Genomic DNA, 22,768 nt, shown 5'->3' with positions numbered 1-22,768 from the left:
TTTATGAAATGAAGCTTTATTTTAGATTAAATTCCAAAAATTTGTTTTGAATTTTCAGTAGTTATTCTTGCAATTTCTTCAATAGGCAACTGATAAATTTCAGCTAACTTTTGGGCAACCAACAAAGTATAACTACTTTCATTTCGCTTTCCGCGATAAGGAACAGGAGCTAAATATGGCGAATCTGTTTCTAAAACAATATGTTGTAAATCAATCTCGTTCAAAAATTGGTCAATTTTTCCGTTTTTGAAAGTAGCTACTCCTCCGATTCCTAATTTCATTCCTAATGAAATCGCTCTTTGGGCTTGACCCAAATCACCCGTAAAACAATGAAAAATCCCAAATAAATCAGCTGCTTTTTCACTTTCTAAAACTTCGAAAACTTCATCAAAAGCATCACGACAATGAATATTGATTCCTAAATTATATTTTTTTGCTAACTGAATTTGATGTTTAAAAGCATGTTGTTGTTCTTTTAAATAAGTTTTGTCCCAATACAAATCAATCCCAATTTCTCCTACTGCATAAAACTTTTTAGATGCCAACTCTTTTTCTACATGAGCCAATTCCTCCAAATAATTTTCCTTTACATAAGTTGGATGCAAACCCATCATCAAAAACACATTTTCAGGATACTGTTTTTCCAAATCATACATTTTAGTTGTATAATTAGAATCGATTGAAGGCACAAAAAAACGTGAAACTCCTGAATTGATTGCTCGTTGCATCATTTCATTTCTATCTTCATCAAATTCTTCAGAATATAAATGCGTGTGTGTATCGGTTAAGTTCAAGGTTTATTGTTTATTGTTTATTGTGCAAAGTTATATTCTGAAATCTAAAATCGTTAATCATAAATCATAAATTTTAGTTTATTTTTGAAGTATGGAAGATTTACAAGACTTTTTAAAAGGTAAAAAATATAAAAAGATAAAATTCACAGTGCTTAAAACACAACATTTATTAATCAAAGGAAAGATAAATGGCGTGAAGGGTAACTTTATTTTAGATACAGGTGCTAGCAATAGTTGTGTAGGTTTTGAAAGTATTGACTATTTTAAATTAGATGCTCAGTTTTCAGAAACAAAAGCTGCTGGAGCTGGCGCAACTGGGATTGATACACAACTAGCAAAAAACAATGAAATTCAATTAGGAAGGTGGAAAAACAACCATTTTCATTTAATTGTTTTCGACATGAGTCATGTAAATGACGCTTTGACGCATCATAAAACCAAACCCGTAGATGGGATCATTGGTGCTGATATACTATTAAAAGGGAAAGCAATCATTGATTACAGCAATCATTGCTTGTATTTGATGTGATTTAACCGCAAAGACGCATAAGATTTACACAAAGTTCGCAAAGAAAAAATCCCAAACTCGAAAGAATTTGGGATTTTGTTATTTAGAATCTGAAACAAATTCAGATTGAAAAAGTCATTTATAATTCTAACGCTTTTTTCACATTACCACCCATTAAAATTTCTGCTGGGTTTTCTAATGCTTCTTTAACCGCTACTAAGAAACCAACTGACTCACGTCCGTCGATGATTCTGTGGTCATATGATAAGGCAACGTACATTACTGGAGCAATTACGATTTGACCATTTTTAACGATAGCTCTATCTACTACATTGTGCATTCCTAAGATACCAGATTGTGGAGGATTGATAATTGGTGTAGATAACATACTTCCAAAAACACCACCATTAGAAATTGTGAATGTTCCACCTGTCATTTCGTCTACAGTGATTTGTCCGTCACGAGCTCTTAAAGCTAATCTTTTGATTTCAGCTTCAACACCTCTGAAAGATAATGTTTCTGCATTTCTCATTACTGGAACCATTAATCCTTTTGGACCTGAAACCGCTACTGAAATATCACAGAAGTCATAAGAAATTTTCTCTTGACCATCAATCATAGAGTTTACATCAGGATACAATTGTAAAGCACGAGTTACCGCTTTAGTAAAGAACGACATGAAGCCTAATCCTAAACCATGTTTCGCTTTGAATTCTTCTTTATATTGATCACGAATAGCATAAATTGCTGACATGTCTACTTCATTGAAAGTAGTCAACATCGCAGTTTCGTTTTTAGCAGCAACTAAACGCTCAGCTACTTTTCTACGTAACATAGAAAGTTTTGTTCTTTCTGTTCCGCGATTTCCTCCTGTTGGAGTTCCCATTGATGGTACTGCATTAACAGCATCATCTTTAGTTATTCTTCCACCTTTACCAGTCCCTACAATTGCAGATGGCTCGATGTTTTTTTCTTCTAATATTTTTCTAGCTGCCGGAGATGGCGCTTGAGTTGCATATGTTTTTTCTGCTACTGGAGCTGCTTTTGGAGCTTCAACTGCTTTTACTTCTTCTTTAGCTGGTTCCGAAGCTTCGGGAGCACCACCTTCTGGTTTAGCCGCAGCTGTATCGATTAAACAAACTACAGCACCAACCGCAACTGCATCACCTTCTTCTGCTTTTAATGTAATGATTCCACTTGCTTCAGCTGGTAATTCTAATGTTGCTTTATCTGAATCAACCTCAGCAATTGCTTGGTCTTTTTCTACATAATCACCATTTTTTACTAACCAAGTAGCAATTTCTACCTCTTTAATCGATTCCCCTGGAGAAGGGACTTTCATTTCTAAAATCATATTTTTTTAGTTTAAAAGTTTACCCTTTGCTTCGACAAGCTTTTCACAATCTAGCTCTGGGTAACGTTTGAGTTGTTTTTTATTGAAATAATTTTTTATCAAATACCATAGCGATAGCGTTTGCATGACGTTTTTTAGAACGCTCATAACTACCCGCTGCTGGTGCACTATATGCTTTTGGTGAAGCTAAACGTAGTTTCACTAAATCAAAATTCATTAACATATATCCGTAAGCTCCCATGTTTTTAGGTTCTTCTTGAGCCCAAACATAGTCATCAACATTAGGATAAGAAGCAATAATCGCTTTAATTTGGTCAACCGCTAATGGGAATAATTGCTCTAAACGAACCACTGCCACATCATTTCTTCCTAATTCAGCACGTTTTGCGATAATATCATAATAGAACTTACCTGTACAGAATACTAAAGTTTTGATTGCTTTTTTATCTGTTACATTTGGATCGTCTAATACTTCTTGGAATTGTCCGTTTGCTAACTCATCCATTGAAGAAACTACATCAGGATGACGCAATAAACTCTTTGGAGAGAACACTACTAATGGCTTACGGAATTCTGTTTTTAATTGTCTTCTCATTAAGTGGAAGAAGTTGGCTGGCGTAGTTACATCGGCAATATACATGTTGTGTTTTGCACACAATTGTAAGTAACGCTCCATACGTGCTGATGAGTGCTCCGCTCCTTGGTTTTCATAACCATGAGGCAACAACATTACCAATCCGTTTTGGTTGTTCCACTTGTCTTCACCTGCTGAGATGTATTGGTCAATCATAATTTGAGCTCCGTTAGAGAAATCTCCAAACTGTGCTTCCCAAATTACTAATGATTTTGGAGAGGCTAATGCATAACCATATTCAAAACCTAAAACCCCATATTCTGAAAGGTGTGAATTATAGATATAGAAGTTCCCTTTTTTGTCTTTTACACTATCTAAAAGGATTACTTCTTCTTCTGAATCTTCTACTTTAACAACAGCATGACGGTGAGAGAATGTTCCACGCTCAACGTCTTGCCCTGAAATACGAACATCGAAACCTTCTTTTAGTAATGAACCATAAGCTAATAATTCGCCCATTGCCCAATCTAATTTATTGGTTTCCACCATATTTCTTCTATCCCCAATTAACTTCGTAATCTTACTGATAAATTTCTTGTCAGATGGAAGTTGGGTAATCGTATCCGCAATTTCTGCTAATTGTTTTTTATCAAATTTAGTGTCAAATTTCTGAAGCATTACATCATCCGAAACTTGTTTGTAACCTTCCCATTCATTTTGCATAAATGGTGTAATTACAGTAAGTGCTTTTTTACGAGATTCTTCTAAATTCTCATCTAATTTTGCTTTGTAAGCTTCTTCTAATTCTTTTACAAAACCTGCCGAAATTACATTCTCTTGAATTAATTTTTCAGCATAAATATCTCTTGGGTTTTTGTGTCTAGAAATCGCTTTGTATAAAATTGGTTGAGTAAAACGAGGTTCATCCCCTTCGTTGTGACCATATTTTCTATATCCTAATAAATCGATGAAAACATCTCCACCAAATTCCATTCTGTAATCTAAAGCAAATAGCATTGCATGAACTACCGCTTCTGCATCATCTGCATTTACGTGTAAAACTGGCGATAAGGTTACTTTAGCTACATCCGTACAATATGTAGACGAACGTGCATCTAAATAATTTGTGGTAAATCCAACTTGGTTATTGATTACTAAGTGAATTGTTCCACCTGTTTTGTAACCATCTAACTTCGCCATTTGAATGATTTCATATACAATACCTTGACCTGCTACAGCCGCATCACCGTGAACAGCGATTGGTAATACTTTTGAAAAATCATTTGGATAATGTCTATCTTGTTTTGCTCTTGTAATTCCTTCGATAACTGCACCTACAGTTTCTAAATGCGATGGATTTGGAGCTAAATTTAAGTTGATTTTTTTACCAGAATCAGTTAATCTATCCGATGTTAACCCTAAGTGATATTTTACGTCACCATCAAAGTTAGCGTCTTCGTCATAGTCTTTTCCGTCGAATTCAGAGAAAATATTTTGAGTGTTTTTTCCAAAGATGTTAGCCAAAACATTCAAACGACCTCTGTGTGCCATTCCCATTACGAATTGCTCTACTCCTCTATCTGCAGCACCTTCAATCAACGCATCTAAAGCTGGAATAGCCGCCTCACAACCCTCTAAAGAGAAACGTTTTTGACCTACGTATTTAGTATGCAAGAAGTTCTCGAAAGAAACCGCTTCGTTTAATTTCTTAAGAATGTGTTTCTTTTGGTCAACCGAAAAATTTGGTTGGTTATCGTTAATATCTAAACGATTTTTTATCCAATCTTGTACTTTAGGATCACGAATGTACATGAACTCAACACCAATTGATTGGCAATATACATTTTCTAAATGTTTGATGATATCAGCTAGCGAACTTGGTTTCATGTTCACCATTTTAGCAGCATCAAAAACCGTGTTTAAATCCGCTTGAGATAAACCAAAATTTTCTAACGCTAAAGAAGGTCCGTGAACTCTTCTGTCTCTAACTGGATTTGTTTTAGTAAATAAGTGACCACGTGTTCTATATCCTTCAATTAATTTAAGAACATTGAACTCTTTTTGCATTTTTTCAGAGATTTCACCTGAATCACCCGAAGCAATATAAGCTACTTGTTGAGCCACTTCATCAGAACCATAATTGGCTTGTGCAAAATCAAATCCTTGGAAAAAACTTCTCCAGCTAGGCTCTACGCTGTCTGGATTTTGTAAATATTGTTCGTATAAATCTGCAAAAAAAGCAGTGTGTGCAGCATTTAAAAAGGAAAACCTATCCATATTGTGTTGTCTGAAAGACCTTTTAATTAAAAATTTACGCAAAAGTAAAACATTTTATGATAATTTCTCAAGGAAATTAATACTTTTATAACATTAATTTTTTTAAAATGGTTTTATGAAAAAGAATTCTGTAATGAATTTAACATTATTGTTAGCTTTTGTTTTTTTATTTGGAATTAAATCTGAAATTTTTGCACAAGAAAACACTCAAATGAAAACAAAAAGTGATTTTTGGAACCACGTACAATTTGGTGGCGGACTAGGTTTAGGAATTGGAAATGGCTATGCTGATATTATGGTGGCTCCAAGTGCCATTTATAATTTTAACGACTATGTATCAGCTGGTTTAGGATTACAATATAATTATGTAAAGCAACGTGATTTTTACAATGCTAATATGTATGGCGGTAGTTTGATTGCATTATTTCAGCCTTTCTATGAATTACAAATTTCTGCAGAATTAGAACAATTACGCATTAGTAGAACTTATGAAAACTCAATTGAAAACACTTCACAAAACTTTTGGAACACGGCTTTGTTTGTAGGTGCTGGTTTTCGAAATGAAAATGTAACTTTTGGTGTTCGATATAATGTATTACACCGTGATAGAGATAATATTTATGCCGAAGCTTTTATGCCTTTTGTGAGGGTATTTTTTTAATTTAATAAGCAAATTCAAATATTGGCTTCTACTATAACTAATTGACAAAATAATTATGTTAAAATATATTGTTTTTTTGACAGCACTTTTTTTGCTTAATTCTTGTGGTCTACCTTATGATAGATTAGATGGTGGAAATGGAAATAAAGTTCCAAAGAAAAATTTTAAATTCTCAAATAAGAAAAATATTGACATATATTCTTTTAAAAAGAATATTGAAATTGATTTTTTTTATGAAGTTGACGAGATTTATGAATCTGATAGAAACTTTAATTTTATCGGAAATCATAAAATCAAAGGTAATGGATTAATTCAGTTTTATGAAAATGGATGTGTAAGAACAATGAATAAAAAATTTATGAATCCAGATCCACAGAAAATTGGAGGTAGGGGAATTATTTATTCACAAAATGGTATTTTAAATTGTGATATTTTTTCAGGAGGATATAATAATAAAATGTATGTTGAAACTTATAAAATTAAAATTGAAAACAACAAATATTATTTTTTACAAACACATAATTTATCAGGAAATATGTGCTATGTTTATGTAAAAGGTGAGAAAGTTCCTGAAGAATATAAAAAGTATGAAGCAATTTGGTAAATTATCATTAAAAAATATTAACTTTTTTACATCAATACTTATTCCGAAACCACACTTTTTGCCATTCGCGTTTTAATACTAAAAAAGCAACTTGTTCCGATAATTCAACCAAATCAGAACCGTCTAATTTTTTGATTTGTTCTTCTGGTACATCAATAATGTAAAGTAAATTTAGATATTCTGCGAATTTGTAATGAATCAATTTATAAATTTTCTCTTGAACCAAATTCTTAAATTCAAAAGGGAAAATACTCGCTGGCACATCTAAAGATTCATTCGCCAAAGCAAAATCTTTATTTACTTGTTCAATCAATTTGAAGTACAAATGTTCTTCTTCGGCTTGCGAAATTAAGGCATCAATATTTGCAGGATTAATAAAATTCATTTTTTAGTAGTATTGACACATTGCCGAATTGAATAATTGGCACATTATTACACGTTTCTTCCCATTAAATTTTCTCCAAAAGCTTTTAAAATGGCTTTCTTATCATTCTCTATATCCATTTTTTCTAAAGTTTCAAAAGCTTTATATGTAAAATCTTTAATTGCTTTCTTAGTTGCATCGCTAGCACCTGAAGAATTAAATATTGCTTTTACCGATTCGATTTTATCTGTGTTTTCAGAGGGTTGAATGGAAAACAAATGTAACAATTGTTGTTTTTCTTCATCGTTAGCAAACTCCATTGCTTTTAAATACAAATAGGTTTTTTTATTTTCAATAATATCACCTCCCACTTGTTTTCCAAAAGTTTCTGGATTTCCAAAAGCGTCTAAATAATCGTCTTGTAATTGAAAGGCAATTCCTAAATTCAGTCCAAAATCATAAATTAAATTAGCATTTTCTTCTGAAGTTTCGGCTACAATTGCTCCCATTTTCATTGCAGCACCTACTAAAACAGCCGTTTTGTATTCAATCATTTTAAGATATTCTGGAATCGTAACATCATCACGCGTTTCAAAATCCACATCATATTGTTGGCCTTCACACACTTCTAAAGCGGTTTTGCTGAATAATTTAGCCAATTTTTGAAATACATGAGGTTCGTAGTTTTCAAAATACTGATAGGCTAAAATCAGCATTGCATCACCTGATAATATTCCAGTATTCAAATCCCATTTTTCATGAACCGTTTGATTACCTCTTCTCAATGGCGCATCGTCCATAATATCATCATGAATTAATGAAAAATTATGAAACACCTCAACAGCGGTTGCTGCAGGAATGGCTTTTTCGCAATCTACATTAAAAACTTCAGTTGCCATTAAGGTTAAAACCGGACGCATTCTTTTTCCACCAAGTGATAAGATATACTGAATAGGTTCGTATAAATTTTTTGGCTCTTTTTTATCTACTATTTGTAAAAAATGCTGGCTTACTTTGTATTGATAATAGGATATAGAATGCATCGTTTTTAATTTTTTGCTAAAATAATCTAATATTCTCAAATGAGATGCTTTTATCAAATGTTAAATTTTCGTAAAAACTTTGGAAACTATTTTTGTGTTAAAAGTTTCCGACATACATTTGCATCACAATTTAAAGCTTACACTAGTTTTAAAGAAGATAAAAATGAAAGACCAAATTTTAATTAAAGCAACTGATATGTTTTTAACGCTTGGATTTAAGAGCGTTACTATGGATGATATTGCTGCTGAAATGGGAATTTCTAAAAAAACCATTTATCAGCATTTTAGTAATAAAGATTCATTGGTTAAAGAAGCAACTATGCACTTATTTGAAACCATTTCATGTGGCATAGATGATATTTGCACTTTAGGAAAAGACCCAATAGAAGAACTTTTTGTAATTAAAGATTTTGTAATGAAAAATTTAAAAAACGAAAGTGCTTCTCCTATTTATCAACTACAAAAGTATTATCCTAAAATCCATAAATCATTAATGATTCGTCAATTTGACAAAATGGGTGATTGTGTAATTGTCAATTTAAAAAAAGGTATTGAGCAAGGTTTATTTAGAAAAGAAATCAATACCGATATTATTGCACGATTTTACTTTGCTGGAATGACCAGCTTGAAAGATAGCGAAATATTTAATCCCGAACATTTTACTTCAAAAGACTTACAAGTTGCCTATTTAGAATATCATTTAAGAGGAATTTGTACAGAAAAAGGAAAAGAAAAATTAGAACAATTATTAAAAACTAATAAATAGATATGAAACGAAAATTAACCATAATTTGCTTAATTATTGCTTCTGTAATAACAGCACAAGAAAGCGAGAAAAAATCGTTTTCTTTTACGTTACAACAAGCAATTGATCACGCCATTGAAAACAATTACACGGCTATCAATGCAAAACGTGATATTGAAGCGGCTAAACAAAAAAAATGGGAAACTACCGCTTCTGGACTTCCTCAAATTACTAGTAACGTTCAATATTTGAACAACTTAGATTTTCAAGTGCAAGGGGTTTCGGGTAATGCTTTTAACCCTGGTGGCGATCCAAATGCTATTACCACAATTGCTTTTGGAACAAAACACAGCATGAATGCATCGGCAACTTTAAGCCAATTGATTTTTGATGGTTCGTATATTGTAGGTTTGCAATCTGCAAAAGTGTATCTTCAAATTTCTGAAAATGCTAAAGAAAAAACCGATTTAGAAATCAGAGAAATGGTTACTAATGCATACGGAAATGTTTTATTAGCTAGAGAAAGTGTTTTAATCTTCGAAAAAAACAAAGCCACTTTAGAAAAAACATTATTTGAAACAAATGAAACTTTTAAAAATGGATTAACAGAAGAAGAAAATGTAGAGCAACTTCAAATAACACTTACTCAGTTAACAAGTTCATTATCGAATGCTAAGAAAAGAGAAGAAATTGCTTTAAATCTTTTAAAAATCTCAATGGGAATTGACATCAACAACGAGGTGATTTTAACTGAAAAATTAGATGATTTAGCTACTAGTAACGTTGATTTAGCTGCTTTAAATGAACAATTTGACGCAAACAATTCAATCGATTTTAAAATCCAAAAAAACAACGAAGAATCAAAACGTTTACTTTTAAAATTAGAGCGTTTTAGAGCTTTACCTACCATTGGCGCTCAATTAAATTACGGAGCTAACACATTTGCTAACCGTTTTGACTTTTTAACAACGGATCAAAAATGGTACAATTATTCAAATTTTGGTGTAAATATTAGCCTTCCTATTTTTAGTAGTTTTAGAGATAGAGCAAGAACACAACAAGCTAAAATTGTTTTTGAACAAGCTAAAACACAAGTAACCGAAACAGAACAACGTTTAAAACTTCAATACCAACAAGCAAAAACGGATTACGAATTTAGCATTGAACAATATGGTGCTTCTAAAAGTAATTTGAAATTAGCAGAACGAATTGAAGCAAAACAACAAGTAAAATTCAAAGAAGGACTTTCTACAAGTTTTGAATTTACAGAAGCACAACGTCAATTATATACAGCGCAACAAAATTATTTACAAGCTATGATTGATGTAATGAACAAAAAAGCAACTTTAGACAAACTAACTAATAAAAAATAATTAACTCGAAAAATGAAAAAAATAGTATACATCAGTTTATTAGGTTTACTAATTACCTCATGTGGAGGTGATTCAAAAACAGCTTCAGTTGACAAAGCTATTGAATCAAAAAATGTAGCAACAATTAAAGCAACAAGAGCTGAAATACAAAAGCAATACGATGCAATTGGTGCAGAATTAGCAAAATTAGATTTAGCTATTGCTGAATTAGATACCTTAAAAAAATCGGCTTTAGTAACCACTGCAGTGGTTAAAGATACCATTTTTACACATTACATCGATATTCAAGGTAATGTTGATACAAAACAAAATCTGATTATTTATCCTGAATTTTCGGGATTATTATCTCAAGTAAATGTAAAAGCAGGTCAAAAAGTAAGCAAAGGTCAAATTTTAGCACGCATTGATGATGGTGGATTAAGCAATCAATTAGCGCAAATGGAAACGCAAGCGGCTTTGGCTAAAACAACATTTGAAAGACAAAAAAATCTTTGGGATAAAAAAATTGGTTCTGAAATTCAATTTTTACAAGCTAAGACAAATTATGAAGCGCAAACAAAAGCTGTTGCTCAAATGAAAGCACAATTAGCTAAAACAATTGTTAGAGCTCCATTTAGTGGAATTATTGATGATATCATTACAGAAAAAGGACAAATTGTAGGTCCTGGTCAACAACTAATGCGAATTGTAAACTTATCAGACATGTATGTTTCGGCAAATGTTCCAGAGAGTTTCATTGGTAAAATAAAAGTTGGAGCTGTTGTAGATGTAAACGTAAAATCTACTGGAAAAACATATAAAGGAAAAGTAAGACAAATAGGTAATTACATCAATCCAAACAATAGAAACTTTAGTATTGAAGTTGCGGTTCCAAATTCAGATAATTTATTAAAACCCAACCAAGTTGCTGTATTAAAAATTGAAGATTATAAAAAGGCGAATGCAATTTTAATTCCAGAAAGTATTGTTACTGAAAATGCAGCTGGAGAAAAAATTATTTATACAGTTGACACCAATGGAAAAGAACCAAAAGCAATTAAAAAAACTATTGAAGTAGGTTTAATTTCTGGTGCTAATATTGAAGTAAAAGCGGGATTAAACAAAGGTGAAACCATCATTATTGAAGGAGCAAGAAGCGTTCAAAATGGTGATGTAGTTGAAATCATAAAAAAATAAGTACTAAAAAGATATTGGTATGAGTAACAAAATAACCAAAAGCTTCGGAATTTCTACATGGGCTATTAATAACAAAATGACCGTGTATGTAATTACGGCCATAATATTAATAGGTGGATTAATTTCCTATTATTCAATGCCACGTGAAGATTTTCCTGAAATCATTGAAACTAAAATATACGTTAGTTCTGTAAATCCAGGAAATGCGGCAGAAGATGTTGAAAAATTAATTACAAAACCATTAGAAGAAGAGTTTAACAATATTTCTGGAGTAACAAAAATTACATCAAATACGTTACAAGATTATTCTATGATCTTAGTAGAATTTGATGAAGATATTACGGTAGATGCTGCAAAACAAAAAGTAAAAGACAAGGTCGACTTAGTAAAATCGGAAACCGATTGGCCAGTTATGCCGGGTGGAGAAAAAGTTGAACCAAATGTTTTTGACTTAAACATTGCCGAAGAACAACCAATCTTAAACATCAATTTATCGGGTGATTTGCCATTAGATAAATTAAAAGATTATGCCGAATATTTAGAAGATAAAATTGAACGTCTTCCACAAATTAAAGAAGCAGCTATTCGCGGTGCACAGGAAAAAGAAGTTGAAATTGCAGTTGATATTTATAAAATGACGGCTGCTCAAGTAAGTTTTGATGATATCATTGGATCGGTTTCTAGAGAAAATACAACCATTTCTGGTGGAAATGTAGTAAATAACGGTATTAAGAAAAACATTCGCGTTGTTGGAGAAATTGAAAATCCAGCTGAATTAGAAGATGTTGTTGTTAAAAAACAAGATGGTGTTGTTTATCTTAAAGACATTGCCACTATTAAATTTCAACCAAAAGAAGCAACTACGCATGCAAGAGAATATGGAAATGCCGTTGTTATGCTTGATATTAAGAAACGTAGTGGTAAAAACATGATTGAGGCTACTGAAAGCATCAAGAAAATTGTAAAAGAAGCACAAGACAATTACTTTCCTTCGAATTTGAAAATTTCGATGGCAAACGACCAATCTTCAAGAACCATCAATCAGGTTGATGATTTAGTAAACAATATCATTTTTGGGGTGTTACTTGTAGTAGGTGTTTTAATGTTTTTCTTAGGGTTTAGAAGTGCTTTATTTGTAGGTTTTGCTATTCCGCTTTCAATGTTTATGTCGTATATTATTTTGGCATCCTTTGGAGTTACATTAAATACCATGGTGCTTTTTGCCTTAGTAATGGGGTTAGGAATGTTAGTAGATAACGGAATTGTGGTAGTCGAAAATGTACATTCCTTAATGAGTGAAGGGTTAAGTAGAAAACAAGCTGCTATTGAAGGTGTTGGAGAAATTGCTTGGCCTATTATTGCTTCAACTGCAACTACATTAGCTGCATTCTTCCCGCTAGGTTTATGGCCGGGTACTATGGGAAAATTCATGATTTATTTCCCTATGACACTTTCGGTTGTATTGTTTTCATCATTATTTGTGGCATTAGTTATTAATGCACTTATTACAGCTGAATTCATGCAGTTAGAAGAAAAAGAAATGTCGAAAAAGACATTAATAAAACTAAGTAGTATTGTAGGAGGTATTGGTTTATTATTGGTAATCATAGGGTTTGTATCTAAATCAGGTGGGGCAAGAGGTATTGGAAATTTGATGGTATTCTTTGCTATAATGTTGTGGGTTTACAAATATTATTTATCAAGAGCCCAAGTATATTTCATGGAAGTTGTTTTAGTAAAACTAGAGAACTTTTATAAAAGAGCATTAATTTTTGCATTGAGCGGAAAAAAACCAATAATATTTTTATTTGGTACTATTGGATTATTAATATTTTCATTTGTTTTAGTTGGTATTGCACAGCCTAAAGTTTTATTCTTTCCGGAAAATCAACCAAATCAAATCATGACCTACATTGAATTTCCTGAAGGAACAGATATTGCTAAAACCAATGCTTTTACAAAGGAAATAGAGAAAAAAGTATATGCTGTTGCTAACAAATATACTGATGAAGAAAATTTCAACTTCATGGTAGAATCTGGAGTTGCTCAAGTGGGTGAAGGTGCTGGAAACCCTCAAACCGATGGTGCTTCACAAAATGAAATGCCACATAGAGGAAAAATTACGCTTTCAATGCGCGAATACAAATTTAGAAAAGGGGTTAATAGTAGCGACTTGATGAACGAAATTCGTGCAGCAGTTAAAGGTTATCCTGGTGTTTCTATAATTGTTGAAAAAGATCAAAACGGACCCCCTTCAGGTTATCCAGTAAATATTGAAATTTCTGGTGAAAACTACAACGATATGCTTATTGAAGCTGAAAAAGTAAAAGATTTCATCAACTCTAAAAATATCGCTGGAATTGAAGAACTAAAACTAGATGTTAACAAATCTAAACCAGGTTTAGAAGTTGTAGTTGACAGAAAAGTGGCAGGTAAATTAGGGGTTTCTACAGCGCAAGTTGGTCAAACTTTACGTCGTTCTGTTTATGGAGAAAAAATTTCTACCTATAAAGAAGACAAAGACGATTATGAAATTAATGTACGTTTCAACGAAGATTTAAAAAATGACAACAGTGCTATTTTTAATCAGCCAGTTACTTTTAGAGATCAAGCTACTGGAAGATTACAACAAGTTCCTATTGCTGCTTTAGTTGAAAAAACAAATACTTCTTCTTTTAACACTATTAAACGTAAAAATTTAAAAAGAGTTATTACCATTTATTCAAATGTTTTAGAAGGATATAATGCTAATGAAATTGTAGGAACTCTTAAAAAAGAGATGGCATCTTACAAAATGCCAAAAGACACCAACTTTGCCTTTACAGGAGAACAAGAAGAACAAGAGAAAAACTCATCGTTCTTATTTAAAGCCTTATTAATTGCAATGGGAGGAATTATTTTAGTAATGGTAGCGCAGTTTAACTCTATTTCAAAACCAGCTATTATTATGTTTACTGTAATTCTAAGTTTCATTGGTGTATTCTTAGGATTAGTAATATTCAGAAATGATTTCGTAATTATTATGACGATGATGGGAATTATCTCGCTAGCTGGAATTGTAGTAAATAACGGAATTGTATTAATAGATTACACCCAATTATTACTTGACCGAAAAGCAGCTGAAATAGGTTTAGAAGAAGGTGAAATTTTAAGCAAACAAGATTACTTTGATGCTATTGTAGAAGGTGGTCGTTCAAGATTACGTCCCGTATTGTTAACTGCAATTACAACAGTATTAGGTTTAATTCCACTTGCTATTGGATTAAATATCGACTTCTTTGGATTGTTTATCAATTACAATCCTAACATTTACATGGGAGGTGATAACGTAATCTTCTGGGGACCATTAGCTAAAACAGTAATCTACGGATTAATATTTGCTACGTTCTTAACATTAATTATTGTTCCTGTAATGTTCTACTTACTTAATAGACTTAAGATAAGAATGAAAAAAGGAAAACCTAGAGAAAGAGAAATCTTACCATCTGTATAAAACAAAAATGTCCCGATGAAAATCGGGACATTTTTGTTATTTATAATGTAATTAGTTTTTAGCTAATACATCTTTAGACCATTTTTTTACTTCCGCAATTCTACTATCAGAAAAATCTACTTCATTTAAAGTTGATTCAGACCAAAAAAACCATTTGCCTGTTTTAACTCCATTATTATATTCTCCAATAGCTTGTTTAGAACCATCTTCATTAAACGAAACCCATTTTCCATTAGGCTTACCGTTTAAATAATTACCTTCTTGTTTAACTTGACCGTTATCATAATAAAAAGTTGCTTTAACTTCTTGTCCTATAACTTCATATTTTGGTTTTACTTCTTGTGCAAATGTTAGACTTGTCACTAACATAACTCCGGCAATCAATACATTTTTCATAGTCTTTTCTTTTTTAGGTTAACATTACAGTAACAAATATAAAAAGTTTTTTACAATAAAAAAACTTTTTGTTAACAATTTGGTAACATTGAGTAAATATTTAACATTAAAAAAGCCAATACGCTTGTATTGGCTTTAAAATTGCTTATTATTTGTAATGTAATTACTTCACTAAACTATCTAATAATTCAACTAATGACGATGAAGAAGGTCTTGGTGCATCTGCTTTTATTACTTTACCATCTGGACCAATTAATAAAAATCTTGGAATTGCGTTAATGCCAAAAGCTTTAATAAAATCAGAATTCCAATTTTTATCTGCAAATAATTGAATTCCGCCTAATTCTTTGTCAACTACAAATTTTTGCCATTTTTCATGATCTTTATCGGTATCTACAGAAATACTTACAAACTCAATGTTTTTACCATGATATTTTTCTTCCACTTTTTTCAAATGAGGAATTTCTGCTCTACATGGACCGCACCAAGTAGCCCAAACATCAATGTAAACATATTTCCCTCTTAAGTCTTCTAATTTAGTTTTCCCTCCTTTGTGATTTTCATAATCAAAAGTTGGCGAAGCAACGCCTTCCATCTTTTTAGCAGCTGCTTTTTGTTTGAAATAATCTAACAAAAATTTCTCCTCTTGATCAAAAGAAGGACGCAACATATTAACTAACGTTTCGTCTAATCCTTTTCCGTCAATCATTTTTATATCATTAGCTTTCTTTCTAGCTAATGCAGCTTTAAAAGTAGCTTCATCAGCATCAAATAATGATTCTAACTCCATTTCAAACTTTTCATCAGACAATGCTTTTTGAGCTAAATAATTATTTTCATTAGCCCCTTTTCCTTTGTAAACTATAGTCTCATCAAAATCTTTGGTATCTAATGTCATTGATAAATCATAGCCGTTTTTCAAAAACATTGTGGTTCCTTCATTTCCATCATTAAATCGATATAAACTTCCTTCTTTACTACCTTCAAATGTAGTTTGAAATTCACCTTTACTATTTATCCCCACTTTTTGAATAAAATTACGACCTGAAGAAATGGTAATAGTATCTGAAAATCTATTGGTAATTTTAACGTTTAACGTAACAACGTTAGTTGCATTTTGAGCAAATCCAGAAATAATTGCTACAAAAAATAAAATGAATGCTTTTTTCATGTGTAAATGTGTTATTTAATGTTTCAAATCTATTAAAATTAAACGGAAAAAATTAATATTTGTTACTACATTTGCAAAAAATTTCAAGAAATGTACAGAAGTCATAACTGTGGCGAATTAAACGCTTCACACATTAATACAGAAGTTACCCTAGCAGGTTGGGTTCAAAAATCGAGAGATAAAGGTTTTATGATTTGGGTTGATTTACGTGACCGTTATGGTATTACCCAATTAATTTTCGACGAACAAAGAACTGATAAAGCTGTTTTTGAAAAAGCAAAATCCCTTGGAAGAGAGTTTGTAATTCAAGTAAAAGGGTCTGTGATTGAGCGCGAATCGAAAAACGCTAATATGGCAACGGGTGAAATTGAAATTTTAGTTGCTGAATTAACCATTTTAAACGAAGCACAATTGCCTCCATTCACTATTGAAGACGAAACGGATGGTGGTGAAGATATTCGTATGAAATACCGTTATTTAGATATCAGAAGAAATCCGGTTAAAAACAACTTATTGTTCCGTCATAAAGTATCGATGGAAGTAAGAAAATATCTTTCTGACCAAGGTTTTTGTGATGTAGAAACGCCTTATTTAATTAAATCTACTCCAGAAGGTGCACGTGATTTCGTAGTACCAAGTAGAATGAATGAAGGTCAGTTTTATGCTTTACCACAATCACCACAAACCTTCAAACAGTTGTTGATGGTGGGTGGAATGGACAAATATTTCCAAATTGTGAAATGTTTCCGTGACGAAGATTTACGTGCTGACCGTCAACCAGAATTTACTCAAATCGACTGTGAAATGGCATTTGTTGAACAAGAAGATATATTAAACATGTTTGAAGGTTTAACCCGTCATTTACTAAAAGAAATCAAAGGAATTGAAGTAGATAAATTCCCAAGAATTACTTACGATTACGCTATGAAAACGTACGGTAATGACAAACCAGATATTCGTTTTGAAATGAAATTTGGCGAGTTGAATGCCGTTGCCCAACATAAAGATTTCCCTGTATTCAATTCAGCTGAATTAGTAGTTGGAATCGCTGCACCAGGTTGTGCAACTTATACGAGAAAAGAAATCGATGCTTTAATTGATTGGGTAAAACGCCCTCAAATTGGAGCTTCGGGAATGGTCTATGTAAAATGTGAAGAAGATGGAACTTTCAAATCATCAGTAGACAAATTCTACGATCAAGAAGATTTGAAAAAATGGGCTGAAATAACCAATGCAAAACCTGGTGATTTAATTTTGATTTTATCGGGTAATGCAAATAAAGTAAGAACACAATTATCGGCACTTCGTATGGAAGTAGCTACTCGTTTAGGTTTGAGAAAATCAGACGAATTTGCTCCATTATGGGTAGTAGATTTCCCATTATTAGAATGGGACGAAGAAAGCGGAAGATATCATGCAATGCACCATCCTTTTACTTCTCCAAAACCAGAAGACATGGCATTAATTGAAACTGAACCAGGAAAAGTTCGCGCTAATGCTTATGATATGGTTTTAAACGGAAACGAAATTGGTGGTGGTTCTATTCGTATTCACGACAGAGAATTACAATCGAGAATGTTTGATTTGTTAGGATTTAGCAAAGAAGAAGCACAAGCACAATTTGGTTTCTTAATGAGCGCTTTCGAATTTGGAGCACCACCACACGGAGGTTTAGCTTTCGGTTTGGATAGATTAGTTTCTATTTTAGGTGGACAAGAAACGATTCGTGATTTTATTGCATTCCCTAAAAACAACTCAGGAAGAGACGTAATGATTGATGCTCCTTCAACAATTGATGAAGCACAATTACAAGAATTACATATTAAATTAAGATAAAATGAAAAAAGTTCTAATTGCACTTATCATTATTATTGTTGGATTTATTTCGTTTGGATACATTCAAAAACACAACGGGTTAAATGGCGACAAGTGGATTGGAATTGGAATTTTATTGGTAACATTTGTGCTAATTCCTATTTTTTTATATTCCCGATTTAAAAATAAAGAAACTAGAGACAGAATGTTAAATTTTGATTTAAAGAAAAAAGAAGCGTCTGATAATCAATAAATTTGAAATATTTTTAACTTTTTCTTGTTTGTGTTGTAAATAAGTATATCTTTGATAATTATTAATTTTTTACAATACACAATGAGAACAGGTAAAGTTAAGTTCTTCAATGAATCAAAAGGTTACGGTTTTATTACTGATGATGAAACTGGAAAAGACATTTTCGTACACGCTACTGGAATGAAAGTTGAATCTTTAAATGAAGGAGACAGCGTAAGTTACGAAGAAGAAGAAGGAAGAAAAGGTAAAGTAGCTGCTCAGGTAGTAGTTATCGAATAATATATAATATTTTTTGATTACCTAGAAAGTCAAAGTCCCGATTTAAATCGGGACTTTTTTTATGGCCTTCATTAAAAAAGGGCTACATTACTGCAGCCCCTCTTCACTTAACAAACTTTATTTTATTTAAAAAAATACTTCATACCAAATAACACATTCCCTTTTGGCATAGGAATCATACCGGACTCAATATAATCTGCATTAAAAATATTATTAGCAAACATAGATAACTCAATTGCTCTTATTCTATAACTAATATTAGCATCATACACATTGTAGCTCATTCCTGCAGTACGTTCTACATATCGATAAGCAATAGTGGTATTTAATCCTTTAAAGAAATTGAATTGAAAGCTACTTGTAAACTGATGTTTCATTGAGTTGATAGCATATTGCGAAAAATTAGCTTCACTTTTCTTAACATCGTTATCTAAATAAGCATAACCTAACTGAATTTTTTGAGGCAAATTATGAATCGTAAATGAGTAATCTAATTGCGTCTCGTATCCTTTAGTACTTACACTTTGAATGTTTTGTGCTTGCCAAGCATCCGTTGAATTCTCACGAACATAATCAATTAAATTATCAGCATCACGATTAAAAGCAGCTACCGAAAAATTAAACCTATTACTTATATATTTTAAACCAATTTCTTGTGAAAAAGCTTCTTCCGTATTTAAATTTGGATTACTTATAGTTGTTGGTGAAGAATAATATAAATTGGTATAAGTAGGCACTCTGTAAGAAGTTCCAATATTCCCGTAAGCTCTAAATTTATCTGAAATTTGAACACCTACATCTACACCAGGAAAAACTTGATTGTCAAAATCTGAAAAATAAGAAGCGGAAATTCCGGGAGTAACATCTAAAACAGTGTTGAAAAATTGAAAACGATGTTCTAAAAATAAACTCGCAATTTCTCTTTGATTATCTCCTAAACGGTTACTACCAATATAATATTTTGAAAACTCCACTCCAAAACCGGTAATTCCAAGATCTGATTGATAAGAAGCGTTTAATTCGGCTGCAATTTTATTTGTAATGTGCATGTTTCTGTAAGCCGATGGATTACTTCTGATATATAAATATAAATCTTGATTTCTTCTCCAATATATTCTTGGTTTCAAAGTTAAATTCCCTTTCTTAATTATAGTTGAAAACCCAATTAAACTGGCCTGAGTTTCTTCATATTGTTCTGTTGCAGATGCGATTCCATAAAATCCATTAGCACCAAATTTTCGTTCGCTCAATGTTGCAATGAAGTCAATTGGTTGCTTATCTTTATTAAACTGACTTTTTACAAAAATATTTGTATTGTCAAAGTCGGTATTGTATCGATAACCTTCCGAGAAATTTTTACTTATATGAACCAAATGACTCGATTTTTCCATATTAATTGCTCCAGTAACTTCCCCTAAAAATTGATGAAAAGAGCCACCTTGCACTTTTGCAACTAATGAATTTTCAGGAGCATCTTTAGTTACAATATTAATAGCACCACTATAAGCATTTTGCCCAAAAATACGAGCCGCAGGTCCTTTTATTACTTCAATTCTTTTGATAACTTCAATAGGTAAAGCTAAATTCATAGTATGATGTCCCGTTTGCGCATCATCTACTTTTATACCATCAATTAACAATAAAGTCTGATCAAAACTTCCCCCTCTAATGTATAAATCCGATTGCATTCCGTTTATACCTTGACGACGAACATCAATTCCAGCAATTTGTTGTAAAGCATCGGCAACATTTGTAACACCTAATTTTTTAATATCTTCAGCAGAAACTATTTGAATAGTTCTTGAATTTTCTTTGAACGGTAAATCAATACGCGAAGATGTAATTACAACTTCTTTTAATGTATCTGTTTTCTGAATATTTTCCTGAGCATTTCCTTTTAAAACCGCAAAACTTAACGACAGTAAAAAACCAATTTTTTTCATTTATAAATATATTTCTTTATTTCGGTGCAAAAGTCGTAACTTTCCGGACTATTAAAGTAGTCCAGTTTGAAAAATATAGCTAGTCCGGTTATTGCAATATTAAATTCCATCATTCAGTTTGAAAAAAAGAGTGACAATCCTGTATTTATTCAAATATCCCAACAAATTATCAATGCTATTCAACGCGGAATTATTACAAAAGGTACGGTTTTACCTGGAACCCGAATTTTAAGTCAAGCTTTACATATTAATCGCAATACTGTTGTTGCAGTTTATGAAGAATTAGCTTCACAAGGTTGGGTTGAAATTGTTCCTAATAAAGGTACATATGTTTTAATTCCCGAACTTAAAACCGCAACCTTAAAAGCAATTCATGAAAGTAAAAATTTAGTGAGTGATTATGCTAAAACTACTGGATTTACTTTTCAAACTTCGTTTCATTTATCGCCTACAGATGAACTAATCAAGGCACGTTTTAATATTAATGATGGGCAACCCGATTTAAGATTACATCCTATACATCAGTTTTCAAAATGGTACAGTGCCTCTATGAAACGAAAAAATTTGATTTCAAAATGGAACAAACCTACAGCCTATTCCAACTTTGAAGTACAATTGGCCAATTATCTTAACGCAACTCGAGGTTTTAAAATAAATCCGAATAATATAATGAATACTCGGAGTACCGAAATGAGTTTGTATATTATTTCACAATTATTACTAAAAAAAGACGATATAGTCTTGGTTGGTAATTTGAGTAATTATGCCGCTAATATGATTTTTCAACAAGTGGGCGCAAAAATAAAAACCATTACTACAGATGAATTTGGATTAAGCATTGAACAAATTGAAAAACTATGCAAAAAAGAAAAAATTCGATGTGTTTATGTTTGTTCTAACAGACATTATCCTACAACAAATTCCTTGAGTCCTAATAGAAGATTACAATTATTAGAATTGGCGAACCAATATAAATTTGCCATTATAGAAGATGATTTTGATTATGATTTTCAATTTGAAGGAACCGCAAAATTACCTTTGGCGAGTTCAGACACTAATGGACAGGTAATTTATTTGGGGAAACTTGGGCAATCTCTTTTTCCAAGTTTTCAATCAGGTTTTGTTGTAGCACCTGAAAATTTGATTCTTGAAGCAAAAAACTACTTGCAAATTCTTGACAAACAGGGCGATTTAATTCAAGAACAAATGTTATCAGAATTAATTTATGAAGGCGAAATTCACCGATTAATTAAAAAAAATATTCTCCTTTACGAAAAACGTTTGGAGCTTTTATGTCAACTTTTAGACGAACATTTGAATGAATATATTACCTATAAAAAGCCCAATGGAGGCTTAGCAATTTGGTTAGAATTTACTCAAAAAATCTCATTAATAAAGCTTGCAGAAGAAGCATTAAAACTCGATTTACATTTACCAAAGAAAATTTTATATCAAGATAAAAATGTATGTGCTATTCGATTTGGTTTTGGTCAATTAAATGAAGAAGAAATAGAAATTGTGGTGAGTAAATTAAAGCAAGCTTACATAAATTTAAAATAAAAAAGTCCTGCAAATTGCAGGACTTTTTACTATACATTTTATTGTCTTAGTCAGCTAAAACAATAATTTTGTTTTCATTCATTTCGATGGTACCTGAATTAATAGGCAGCCAGTACGTTTGCTCATTTACTTTATTGAATTTAGAAGCAAATTCTTTTTCAATTTTAATATTTTGAGCATTGATTTTCACGTTTCCTTTTGCTAACAATGAAACAATTGGTGCGTGATTATTTAGCATTTGAAACTCACCGTTAACTCCAGGAACTGCTACCGAAGTAACTTCTCCTTTGAACAATGTAGCTTCTGGTGATACTATTTCTAAAATCATATTTCTTAGTGATTAGTGATTAGTAATTAGTGATTAGCAAGTAACTGAATACTGTGA

20 protein-coding genes are annotated in these 22,768 nt (G+C 31.8%); 11 read left to right on the top strand and 9 right to left on the bottom strand.

Features of this window, described 5'->3' with window-relative positions; genetic code table 11:
* Positions 1-26 precede the first annotated feature (26 nt).
* A complete protein-coding gene (locus LOS86_RS01360) occupies positions 27-794 on the bottom strand; it encodes a TatD family hydrolase (protein ID WP_231842876.1) in 768 nt (255 codons plus the stop codon).
* Positions 795-885: 91 nt separating this feature from the next.
* On the opposite strand from LOS86_RS01360, the gene LOS86_RS01355 reads away from it, so the two are divergent.
* Positions 886-1,323, top strand: a complete 438-nt coding sequence (locus LOS86_RS01355) for a retropepsin-like aspartic protease (RefSeq protein ID WP_231842875.1) — start codon at positions 886-888, stop codon at positions 1,321-1,323.
* 118 nt (positions 1,324-1,441) lie between these two features.
* Here the strand turns inward: LOS86_RS01355 and odhB are convergent, their stop codons facing one another.
* Together odhB and LOS86_RS01345 are read right to left on the bottom strand one after the other, a co-directional pair.
* A complete protein-coding gene (gene odhB / locus LOS86_RS01350) occupies positions 1,442-2,656 on the bottom strand; it encodes a 2-oxoglutarate dehydrogenase complex dihydrolipoyllysine-residue succinyltransferase (protein ID WP_231842874.1) in 1,215 nt (404 codons plus the stop codon).
* Positions 2,657-2,735: 79 nt separating this feature from the next.
* A complete protein-coding gene (locus LOS86_RS01345) occupies positions 2,736-5,507 on the bottom strand; it encodes a 2-oxoglutarate dehydrogenase E1 component (protein WP_231842873.1) in 2,772 nt (923 codons plus the stop codon).
* 115 nt (positions 5,508-5,622) lie between these two features.
* Here LOS86_RS01345 and LOS86_RS01340 point away from each other — a divergent pair, with 115 nt between their 5' ends.
* Together LOS86_RS01340 and LOS86_RS01335 are read left to right on the top strand one after the other, a co-directional pair.
* Positions 5,623-6,168, top strand: a complete 546-nt coding sequence (locus LOS86_RS01340; RefSeq protein ID WP_231842872.1) for a hypothetical protein — start codon at positions 5,623-5,625, stop codon at positions 6,166-6,168.
* A 76-nt stretch (positions 6,169-6,244) separates the two neighbouring features.
* Complete coding sequence (locus LOS86_RS01335; RefSeq protein ID WP_231842871.1) at positions 6,245-6,772, top strand: hypothetical protein; 528 nt, start codon at positions 6,245-6,247, stop codon at positions 6,770-6,772.
* 31 nt (positions 6,773-6,803) lie between these two features.
* Here the strand turns inward: LOS86_RS01335 and LOS86_RS01330 are convergent, their stop codons facing one another.
* Together LOS86_RS01330 and LOS86_RS01325 are read right to left on the bottom strand one after the other, a co-directional pair.
* The gene (locus tag LOS86_RS01330; protein ID WP_231842870.1) at positions 6,804-7,157 is read right to left on the bottom strand and encodes a hypothetical protein; all 354 of its coding nucleotides are present in this window, start codon (positions 7,155-7,157) and stop codon (positions 6,804-6,806) included.
* Between the two features lie 47 nt (positions 7,158-7,204).
* Positions 7,205-8,179, bottom strand: coding sequence for a polyprenyl synthetase family protein (locus LOS86_RS01325; protein WP_231843956.1), 975 nt, complete (start codon positions 8,177-8,179; stop codon positions 7,205-7,207).
* Positions 8,180-8,342: 163 nt separating this feature from the next.
* On the opposite strand from LOS86_RS01325, the gene LOS86_RS01320 reads away from it, so the two are divergent.
* The 4 genes from LOS86_RS01320 to LOS86_RS01305 are packed head-to-tail and all read left to right on the top strand — an operon-like array spanning position 8,343 to position 14,966.
* Complete coding sequence (locus LOS86_RS01320; RefSeq protein ID WP_231842869.1) at positions 8,343-8,945, top strand: TetR/AcrR family transcriptional regulator; 603 nt, start codon at positions 8,343-8,345, stop codon at positions 8,943-8,945.
* A gap of 2 nt (positions 8,946-8,947) precedes the next feature.
* Positions 8,948-10,297: a TolC family protein gene (locus LOS86_RS01315; RefSeq protein WP_231842868.1), complete on the top strand. Its 1,350-nt coding sequence runs from the start codon at positions 8,948-8,950 to the stop codon at positions 10,295-10,297.
* Between the two features lie 12 nt (positions 10,298-10,309).
* Positions 10,310-11,473: an efflux RND transporter periplasmic adaptor subunit gene (locus LOS86_RS01310; RefSeq protein ID WP_231842867.1), complete on the top strand. Its 1,164-nt coding sequence runs from the start codon at positions 10,310-10,312 to the stop codon at positions 11,471-11,473.
* 19 nt (positions 11,474-11,492) lie between these two features.
* On the top strand, positions 11,493-14,966 hold the full coding sequence (locus tag LOS86_RS01305) for an efflux RND transporter permease subunit (RefSeq protein ID WP_231842866.1): 3,474 nt from the start codon (positions 11,493-11,495) through the stop codon (positions 14,964-14,966).
* Between the two features lie 51 nt (positions 14,967-15,017).
* On the opposite strand, the gene LOS86_RS01300 is transcribed toward LOS86_RS01305, so the two are convergent.
* Positions 15,018-15,362 (bottom strand): toxin-antitoxin system YwqK family antitoxin, encoded by a 345-nt coding sequence (locus LOS86_RS01300; protein WP_231842865.1) that lies wholly within the window; start codon positions 15,360-15,362, stop codon positions 15,018-15,020.
* Positions 15,363-15,525: 163 nt separating this feature from the next.
* On the bottom strand, positions 15,526-16,533 hold the full coding sequence (locus tag LOS86_RS01295) for a TlpA family protein disulfide reductase (protein WP_231842864.1): 1,008 nt from the start codon (positions 16,531-16,533) through the stop codon (positions 15,526-15,528).
* A 90-nt stretch (positions 16,534-16,623) separates the two neighbouring features.
* Between LOS86_RS01295 and aspS the strand changes: the two genes are divergently transcribed.
* From aspS to LOS86_RS01280, 3 genes are all read left to right on the top strand, one after another.
* Positions 16,624-18,369, top strand: a complete 1,746-nt coding sequence (gene aspS, locus LOS86_RS01290; RefSeq protein WP_231842863.1) for an aspartate--tRNA ligase — start codon at positions 16,624-16,626, stop codon at positions 18,367-18,369.
* A gap of 1 nt (position 18,370) precedes the next feature.
* Positions 18,371-18,601, top strand: a complete 231-nt coding sequence (locus tag LOS86_RS01285; RefSeq protein ID WP_231842862.1) for a hypothetical protein — start codon at positions 18,371-18,373, stop codon at positions 18,599-18,601.
* A gap of 81 nt (positions 18,602-18,682) precedes the next feature.
* A complete protein-coding gene (locus tag LOS86_RS01280; protein WP_231842861.1) occupies positions 18,683-18,880 on the top strand; it encodes a cold-shock protein in 198 nt (65 codons plus the stop codon).
* 122 nt (positions 18,881-19,002) lie between these two features.
* Here LOS86_RS01280 and LOS86_RS01275 read toward each other — a convergent pair whose 3' ends face one another.
* Positions 19,003-20,823 carry a TonB-dependent receptor plug domain-containing protein gene (locus LOS86_RS01275; RefSeq protein ID WP_231842860.1) on the bottom strand — a complete coding sequence of 607 codons (1,821 nt, stop codon included), beginning with the start codon at positions 20,821-20,823 and terminating at the stop codon, positions 19,003-19,005.
* A 75-nt stretch (positions 20,824-20,898) separates the two neighbouring features.
* Here LOS86_RS01275 and LOS86_RS01270 point away from each other — a divergent pair, with 75 nt between their 5' ends.
* Positions 20,899-22,383 carry an aminotransferase-like domain-containing protein gene (locus tag LOS86_RS01270; RefSeq protein ID WP_231843955.1) on the top strand — a complete coding sequence of 495 codons (1,485 nt, stop codon included), beginning with the start codon at positions 20,899-20,901 and terminating at the stop codon, positions 22,381-22,383.
* Positions 22,384-22,429: 46 nt separating this feature from the next.
* Here the strand turns inward: LOS86_RS01270 and LOS86_RS01265 are convergent, their stop codons facing one another.
* Positions 22,430-22,711, bottom strand: coding sequence for a F0F1 ATP synthase subunit delta/epsilon (locus LOS86_RS01265; protein ID WP_231842859.1), 282 nt, complete (start codon positions 22,709-22,711; stop codon positions 22,430-22,432).
* Between the last annotated feature and the right edge of the window lie 57 nt (positions 22,712-22,768).

This window comes from Flavobacterium cyclinae, from assembly GCF_021172145.1.
In the GTDB taxonomy this organism is placed as follows: Bacteria; Bacteroidota; Bacteroidia; order Flavobacteriales; family Flavobacteriaceae; genus Flavobacterium; species Flavobacterium cyclinae.
This window is presented reverse-complemented; position numbering and strand designations above follow the sequence as displayed.